The organism is Streptomyces sp. NPDC005393 (assembly GCF_040606675.1).
Classification (GTDB): domain Bacteria; phylum Actinomycetota; class Actinomycetes; order Streptomycetales; family Streptomycetaceae; genus Streptomyces.
In genome coordinates, this window is sequence record NZ_JBEXFG010000098.1 from 1 (window position 1) to 7541 (window position 7541).

At 72.1% G+C, this 7541-nt stretch carries 7 protein-coding genes; 3 read left to right on the forward strand and 4 right to left on the reverse strand.

Features of this window, described 5'->3' with window-relative positions; all coding sequences use genetic code 11:
* Positions 1–1001 precede the first annotated feature (1001 nt).
* Both ABZS71_RS35115 and ABZS71_RS35120 read right to left on the reverse strand, forming a co-directional pair.
* Positions 1002–1823, reverse strand: coding sequence for a purine-nucleoside phosphorylase (locus tag ABZS71_RS35115; protein ID WP_356216794.1), 822 nt, complete (start codon positions 1821–1823; stop codon positions 1002–1004).
* 83 nt (positions 1824–1906) lie between these two features.
* On the reverse strand, positions 1907–2344 hold the full coding sequence (locus ABZS71_RS35120) for a gamma-glutamylcyclotransferase (RefSeq protein ID WP_355860579.1): 438 nt from the start codon (positions 2342–2344) through the stop codon (positions 1907–1909).
* A 90-nt stretch (positions 2345–2434) separates the two neighbouring features.
* Between ABZS71_RS35120 and ABZS71_RS35125 the strand changes: the two genes are divergently transcribed.
* Positions 2435–3883 carry an NAD(P)H-quinone dehydrogenase gene (locus ABZS71_RS35125; RefSeq protein WP_356216795.1) on the forward strand — a complete coding sequence of 483 codons (1449 nt, stop codon included), beginning with the start codon at positions 2435–2437 and terminating at the stop codon, positions 3881–3883.
* Between the two features lie 101 nt (positions 3884–3984).
* Positions 3985–4992: a DeoR/GlpR family DNA-binding transcription regulator gene (locus ABZS71_RS35130; protein WP_356216798.1), complete on the forward strand. Its 1008-nt coding sequence runs from the start codon at positions 3985–3987 to the stop codon at positions 4990–4992.
* A gap of 57 nt (positions 4993–5049) precedes the next feature.
* Here the strand turns inward: ABZS71_RS35130 and ABZS71_RS35135 are convergent, their stop codons facing one another.
* Positions 5050–5643, reverse strand: a complete 594-nt coding sequence (locus ABZS71_RS35135) for a helix-turn-helix domain-containing protein (RefSeq protein ID WP_355860585.1) — start codon at positions 5641–5643, stop codon at positions 5050–5052.
* A gap of 247 nt (positions 5644–5890) precedes the next feature.
* Here ABZS71_RS35135 and ABZS71_RS35140 point away from each other — a divergent pair, with 247 nt between their 5' ends.
* The gene (locus tag ABZS71_RS35140) at positions 5891–7069 is read left to right on the forward strand and encodes an alpha/beta hydrolase-fold protein (RefSeq protein WP_356216801.1); all 1179 of its coding nucleotides are present in this window, start codon (positions 5891–5893) and stop codon (positions 7067–7069) included.
* A gap of 79 nt (positions 7070–7148) precedes the next feature.
* On the opposite strand, the gene ABZS71_RS35145 is transcribed toward ABZS71_RS35140, so the two are convergent.
* Positions 7149–7541 (reverse strand): biotin/lipoyl-containing protein (locus ABZS71_RS35145; RefSeq protein ID WP_356216804.1); only part of this gene is annotated, 393 nt, incomplete at its 5' end.

The window sequence follows — 7541 nt, forward strand, 5'->3', positions numbered from 1 at the left end:
CCCTGCACCCCCGCCCCCTCCCGTCTCGTCGGCGGCCCCCTGACCGGTGGCCCCCTCCCACCTCCGGTCGCCAGTCCGCCCCTCGGCGACCCGCGACTCGGTGGGGCGGTCTCCAGTCCGGCCCTCGGCGGCCCCCTCCCGAGCGTCGGCGCCCGCCCCCGGTGGCCCGGTCCCGTCAGGTCCCGGGTCCGGCCGGTGGGTGGCCTCCCCTCCGGTCTGGCTGCGGGTTCCTGGCCCGGTGGTCCGGGTTCCTTGTCCGGTCTGGCTGCCGGGTCCGGCCGGTGGGTGGCCTCCCCTCCGGTCTGGCTGCGGGTTCCTGGGCCGGTGGTCCGGGTTCCTTGTCCGGTCTGGCTGCCGGGTCCGGCCGGTGGGTGGCCTCCCCTCCGGTCTGGCTGCGGGTTCCTGGGCCGGTGGTCCGGGTTCCTTGTCCGGTCTGGCTGCCGGGCCCGGTGGTCCGGGTTCCTTTCCGTCCGGCTGGCGGCTCCGGTCCTGGGTCCCGGCTGGCGGTCCTGGCCCGGTCCCGGGTCTCGGCGCTCGGGCTCCGTATCCGGTCTGGGAGTGGCCCCCGGCCCCGGCCGGGTCCCACAGGCGCGGGCCGGGGCCGAGTGGTCCCGATCTCCTGCCCGGTCGTCGGTCGGCCCGCAATCCCCCGGAGGGCGTGCCGGGGGGCCGGGGCGGAGGCCTGGGCCCTCTCCGGCCCGCTGGCCCGCTCCTGCGTCCGGTGGCTCGTCCTATGGGTGGCCTCTGGTCCGGTCGGTCCAACCTGTCCGGCGCTTGAGGACACGCCCTGAGTCCAGGCGGGACTCCGATAGCCGGCCGGGGGGTGGAGCCCCCGAGACCCGGGTCCGGGGCGGAGCCCCGGGGCGCGGGCGCACACGGTCCGCACACTGTTCAGTTGGCGGCTGCCCTCTGGGTACCCCGGCAGCACGGGGTGACGCCGTCAGGGGGGAAGCCCGCCCCCCTGACGGCGGGCCCGGGTCGCCTGACCGGCGAGGTCAGGGTCAGAGCCGGTCGAGGACCTGCGCCAGGAGGCCGCCCATCCGGGCGGCGGAGTCGCGCCCCGCCTGGAGGACTTCCTCGTGGTTGAGCGGCTGGCCGGTCATTCCGGCGGCGAGGTTGGTGACGAGGGAGATGCCCAGGATCTCGGCGCCCGCCTCGCGCGCGGCGATCGCTTCGAGGGTGGTGGACATGCCGACGAGGTCGGCCCCGAGGGTGCGGACCATGTTGATCTCGGCCGGCGTCTCGTAGTGCGGGCCGGGGAACTGGGCGTAGACGCCCTCCTCCAGGGTCGTGTCGATCTGCTGGCAGAGGGCCCGCAGCCGCGGCGAGTAGAGGTCGGTGAGGTCGACGAAGTTGGCGCCGACGATCGGGGATGTGCCCGTGAGGTTGATGTGGTCGCTGATCAGCACCGGCTGGCCGGGGCGCATGCCCTCGCGGAGGCCGCCGCAGCCGTTGGTGAGGACGATGGTCTTGCAGCCGGCGGCGACGGCGGTGCGTACGCCGTGTGCGACGGCGGCGACACCGCGGCCCTCGTAGTAGTGGGTGCGGCCGAGGAAGATGAGGGCCCGCTTGTCGTTGATCTTGTACGAGCGGATCGTGCCGGCGTGGCCCTCGACGGCGGGCGGCGGGAAGCCGGGCAGCTCGGTGACGGGGAACTCATGCTCCGGCGTTCCGAGGGCGTCGGTGGCGGGGACCCAGCCGGAGCCCAGGACCACGGCGACGTCATGGGTCTCCGCACCGGTCAGCTCGCGCAGGCGCGTGGCGGCGGCGTCGGCGGCGGCGTGGGGGTCGCCTTGGTTGTCCCAAGTAACTGATGCGTTCACGCGCACGAGGGTAGCCGGTATCGGCCTACGCGCGTAGAAGACCCCCGTGGGCGGTGTCCGGATCGTTGTGATTCACACCGCGTCTAGCAGGGGCGTTTACGCAGTTCCATGACGTAGTCGTGGGGCGCCCCGGCGGATTCGGCGGCGTCCGCGAGCTCGCCGAGGTAGCGGGCGGAGGGCAGCCCGCCCTCGTAGCCGTTGAGCACGTAGAGCCAGGCCGGCTCGTCGCCGTCCAGCGTGTGGACGCGGATCCGCATCCGGCGGTATATGTCGAGCCCGACGCCTTCCCAGCGGTCCATGGAGTCCTCGTCCATGGGGGCGATGTCGTAGAGGGCGACGAAGAGCTGGGAGCGCGGGGCCTCGACGATCGTCGCGAGGGCTCCCTCCCAGCCCATCTGCTCCCCGCCGAAGGTGAGGCGCCAGCCGGTGATCCAGCCCGTGCCGCGCAGCGGTGAGTGCGGTGCGCGGCGGGACATCAGCCGCGCGTCGAGGTTGCCGGCGTACGCGGCGTAGAGCGACATGGCTCAGAGGGTACGGGAGAGGGGTGGAGCGACCCTTGGGGTGGCGGCCCCGAACCCCCCGGCGGAAGGGTATCCGGCCGGTGCGGGACAATGGAGCATGTGACTCGGATCGTGATCATTGGTGGCGGACCCGGCGGCTATGAGGCGGCGCTGGTCGCCGCGCAGCTCGGCGCGGAGGTGACCGTCGTCGACTGCGACGGTCTGGGCGGGGCGTCGGTGCTCACCGACTGTGTGCCGTCGAAGACGTTGATCGCCACCGCGGAGGTGATGACGACGTTCGACTCTTCGTACGAGGAGTTGGGGATCATCGTCGCCGATGACACCCCGCCGCTGGAGCAGGCGGCCCGCGTGGTGGGCGTGGACCTGGGCAAGGTCAACCGCCGGGTGAAGCGGCTCGCGCTCGCCCAGTCGCATGACATCACGGCCTCGGTCACGCGCGCGGGCGGCCGGGTGATGCGCGGGTACGGACGGCTGGAGCCCTCGCAGGGGCCGGACGGTAGGCGGAAGGTGATCGTCCGGGCGGCGGACGGGACTGAGGAGACGCTGGTCGCGGACGCGGTGCTGGTATCGACCGGTGCCCATCCGAGGGAGATCCCGGACGCGCTGCCGGATGGTGAGCGGATCCTGAACTGGACGCAGGTGTACGACCTCGACGAGCTCCCGGAGGAGCTGATCGTGGTCGGCTCCGGTGTCACGGGCGCGGAGTTCGCGGGCGCCTACCAGGCGCTGGGGTCGAAGGTCACGCTGGTCTCCAGCCGGGACCGGGTGCTGCCGGGTGAGGACCCGGACGCCGCGGCGGTTCTGGAAGACGTCTTCCGCCGGCGGGGCATGAATGTGATGTCCCGGTCGCGGGCGCAGGCCGCCAAGCGGGTGGGCGACCGGGTGGAGGTCACGCTGTCGGACGGGCGGATCATCTCCGGCACCCACTGTCTGATGGCGGTGGGCTCGATCCCGAACACGGCGGACATCGGCCTGGAGGAGGCCGGGGTCCGGATCAAGGAGTCGGGGCACATCATGACCGACAAGGTGTCGCGCACCAGCGCGCCGGGCGTCTACGCGGCCGGTGACTGCACCGGGGTGTTCGCGCTGGCGTCGGTGGCGGCGATGCAGGGCCGGATCGCGATGTACCACTTCCTCGGGGACGCGGTCACCCCGCTGAACCTCAAGACGGTCTCGGCCAATGTCTTCACCGATCCCGAGATCGCCACGGTCGGCTACTCCCAGGCCGACGTGGACAGCGGTAAGATCGACGCCCGAGTGGTGAAGCTGCCGCTGCTGCGCAACCCGCGGGCGAAGATGCAGGGCATCCGGGACGGCTTTGTGAAGATCTTCTGCCGTCCGGGCACCGGCATCGTGGTCGGCGGCGTCGTGGTCGCGCCGCGCGCGAGCGAGCTGATCCACCCCATATCGATCGCGGTGGACAACAACCTGACGGTCGAGCAGATCGCCAAGGCGTTCACCGTCTACCCGTCGCTGTCCGGGTCGATCGCCGAGGTGGCGCGGCAGTTGCACACGCGGAAGACCCAGGAAGAGTCGTAGCCCGCGCCCTTATAGCAGCTCCCGGGCTCGCAGACGAACAACTTCTGCTAATTAGTGCAAGCTGCTGAAAACAGACAGTCGTTGGCGTTACTGTCAGTTTCGTGTTCGCTGCAGAACGTCGTCAATTGATCCTTGAAATGGTGCGTGCGAACGGAGCGGTGTCGCTCCGGGAGCTCGCCCGCGTCGTCCAGACCTCCGAAGTGACCGTACGGCGCGATGTGCGGGCGCTGGAGGCAGAAGGACTGCTCGACCGCCGGCACGGCGGTGCGGTGCTGCCGGGCGGATTCACCAGGGAGTCCGGCTTCCCGCAGAAATCCCATCTAGCGACCGCAGAGAAGACGGCCATCGCCGATCTCGCGGCCGGTTTCGTCGACGAGGGCGAGGCCGTCGTGGTCGGCGCCGGAACGACCACGCAGGAGCTGGCCCGCCGGCTCGCGCGGGTCCCGGGGCTGACCGTGGTCACCAATTCCCTGCTGGTCGCGCAGGCGTTGGCGCATGCCAACCGCGTCGAGGTCGTGATGACCGGCGGCACCCTGCGCGGCTCCAACTACGCCCTGGTCGGCAGCGGCGCCGAGCAGTCCCTGCAGGGGCTGCGGGTCTCGCGCGCCTTCCTGTCCGGCAGTGGGCTGACCGCCGAGCGCGGGCTGTCCACCTCCAACATGCTCTCGGCCAGCGTCGACCGGGCGCTGGTCCAGGCGGCTGCGGAGGTGGTCGTGCTCGCCGACCATACGAAGCTGGGCACCGACACCATGTTCCAGACGGTGCCCACCGATGTGATCACCCGGCTGGTGACCGATGAGCCGCCCGCCCATGACGACCGTGCCCTGACCGAGCTCCAGGCACTTGCGGACCAGGGGGTTCAGATCGCCGTGGCCGGGCCGGGCGCGGGGTCCGGCCCGGCCGGTGGCGAGGGCGGTTCGGCGGGGCGGCAGTCGGGGCGGCTCGGCCCCTCCCAGCCGCGCGGCGGCGAGGACGGGCTGCCGCTGCCGGGGCCGCGCCGTAACCATCCGCATCCACCGGGCCCCGGCGCCGCCCAGCTGCGCAGCGCGGCGCCGCTGGCGGACCAACAGCCGGGCCGGGTGGCGGATCTGGCGCCGCGCCGTCGCTGACGGGGCGTGCGTGGCGGGGCGGCGGCCTTCGGGTCGGTGGGCCTTGAGGCCGCTGGGTCAGCGCGCCTTGAGGCCGGTGAAGGTCAGGGCCAGCAGCCGGTCGGCCAGCTCCGGGTCGTCCGGCGACTGCTCGACGGCCAGCGCGATCGCGGTGGTCAGCTGCATCAGATCGGCGATGACCACATCGGACCGCACCGCCCCGGCCCGCTGGGCGCGGGCGAGCAGCTCGCTGCCTGCCTCGCGCAGCGGCAGCCCGCAGCCGCGGGACAGCTCCGAGCTCTCGTCCGCCGAGCACGCCATCAGGGCCTGGGCGAGCCCCCGGTACGTACTCGCGTGGTGGACGATCGCCCGCAGCCAGTCGACCAGCGCATGACACGGCTGCGGTGCCTTGGCCAGCTCGCGCGAGTGCTCCAGCAGGGCGCACATCTCGCCCTGGAAGACCGCGCCCATCAGCGCGGTGCGGTTGGGGAAGTGCCGGTAGAGCGTGCCGATGCCGACGCCCGCGCGGCGCGCGATGTCCTCCAGCGAGGCATCGGTGCCGTGCTGAGTGAAGGCCGTACGGGCCTCCGCCAGCAGCCGCTCGTAGTTGCGGCGCGCGTCGGCGCGCATGGGGCGCGCTGGCGTCTGCGCCGTGGCTGTCTCGATCGCCATCGCGGTCCTCCCTGCCGTGCCCGGCCGTACCTGCCTGTAGGTCAAGCATGCCATTACGTGACCGGGGATGACCCGGGGCGGTCTTCGGGCGGCTGGATGTCGGGACGGTAGCGAAGGGGATAACGGAAGGAGCGATTCAGGGAACGGAACGGAAACAACTCCCCGCCCAGGCAACGCCGTTTCACGCAATCGCCATCAAACACGGCGCAAGCACCGTGCGTTGCGGTGAACGGGAGTGGAAGAACCAATGGGACTGACCAGTCGAGCGCTCGAGTATGTGATGATCGCCGTCGCCGTGGTGTGCGTGGCGCTCACGGCCTGGCTGTGGCCACGCTTCGCCGGCCGCACCGTCCGCGCCTGGCTGGGCCGGCTCGGCTCCCTCGCGATGACGCAGTGCGCGATCGCCGCCGCGCTGGCCCTCGCGGTCAACGCCAACTTCCAGTTCTACGGGTCCTGGGACGAGCTGCTGGGCGGGGGCGACGCGGCACCCGCCGCCCTCTCCGAGGTGGGCGGCGGCGGTGCGCAGTCGGCGCATGTGTCGGGCGGGCTGGTGCAGTCCGCGCCGCCGCAGGGGCTGGACAAGGTGCACGGGCTGCCCAGCGGGCGTCCCGAGAAGGTCGGCAAGGTCGAGTCGGTACGGATCCTGGGCCGCCGCAGCCGGGTGGCCAACCCCGCGTACGTCTATCTGCCGCCGCAGTACTTCCAGCGCCAATACGACCGGCAGCGCTTCCCGGTCATCGTGGCGATCAGCGGCTATCCCGGCGGGTCCTATCTGCTGGCGCAGCACCTGCGGGTCCCGCAGACCGCCGGCGGGCTGATCCGCACCGGGGCGATGCAGCCCGCGATCATCGTCATGGTCCGCCCCACGATCGCCCCGCCGCGCGACACCGAGTGTGTGGACGTACCGGGCGGGCCGCAGGCCGAGACGTACTTCGCCCGGGACCTCCCCGAGGCGCTGGAGGACCACTACCGGGTGGGCCATGACCCCAGTGCCTGGGGTGTGCTGGGCTACTCCTCGGGCGGCACCTGCGCCCTCCAGCTGACCATGCGCCATCCGCGGGTCTACAGCGCGGCGGCGGCCCTGTCGCCCGACTACCGGGTGGTCAACGACCCCACCACCGGCGATCTCTTCGGCGGCGGCCCAGAGGGGCAGCGCAGGAAGCGGGAGCACGATCTGCTGTGGCGGTTGCGGAATCTGCCCCAGCCGCAGGTGTCGGTGCTGGTGGCCTCCAGCCGTCACGGCGAATCGGACTACGGCGCCACTCGGGCATTCCTGGGCGCGGTCCGGCCGCCGATGCGCGCGGAGTCGATCATCCTGGACAAGGGCAGCCACAACTTCCGTACCTGGCGGCGTGAGCTGTCCGCGGCCCTGCGGTGGATGAGCGGCCAGCTGACCTTCCCGCAGGACGTGGTGAAGAGCCGCTGACGCACCACCGACGCGAACGCGGCGGGCCCCGGCCGGAAGATCCGGCCGGGGCCCGCCTGTGCGGTGCGGTGGTGCGGCGTCAGTCCTTGATCTCGCAGATGACCGCGCCGGAGGTGAGGGAGGCGCCGACATCGGCCGTCAGGCCCTTGATGGTGCCCGCCCGGTGGGCGTTCAGCGGTTGTTCCATCTTCATGGCCTCCAGGACGACGATGAGGTCGCCTTCGGCCACGGTGTCGCCCTCGGAGACGGCGACCTTGACGATGGTGCCCTGCATCGGGGAGGCGAGGGCATCGCCGGAGGCCGCGGAGCCGGACTTCTTGACCGCCTTGCGCTTCTGCTTCTTCGAGGCGGCAGCCGGTGCGGCCGCCACCCCCAGCGAGGCGGGGAGGGAGACCTCGAGTCGCTTGCCGCCGACCTCGACGATGACGGTTTCGCGGGCGGTGGTCTCTTCGGTTTCGTCGGTGCCGGTGGG

Bases quoted from the DNA above. Each gene is read 5' to 3' on its own strand.
- ABZS71_RS35120 (WP_355860579.1), bottom strand. From the start codon at position 2,344: ATGTCGCTCTACGCCGCGTACGCCGGCAACCTCGACGCGCGGCTGATG.
- ABZS71_RS35125 (WP_356216795.1), top strand. From the start codon at position 2,435: ATGGAGCATGTGACTCGGATCGTGATCATTGGTGGCGGACCCGGCGGC.
- ABZS71_RS35135 (WP_355860585.1), bottom strand. From the start codon at position 5,643: ATGGCGATCGAGACAGCCACGGCGCAGACGCCAGCGCGCCCCATGCGC.
- ABZS71_RS35140 (WP_356216801.1), top strand. From the start codon at position 5,891: ATGGGACTGACCAGTCGAGCGCTCGAGTATGTGATGATCGCCGTCGCC.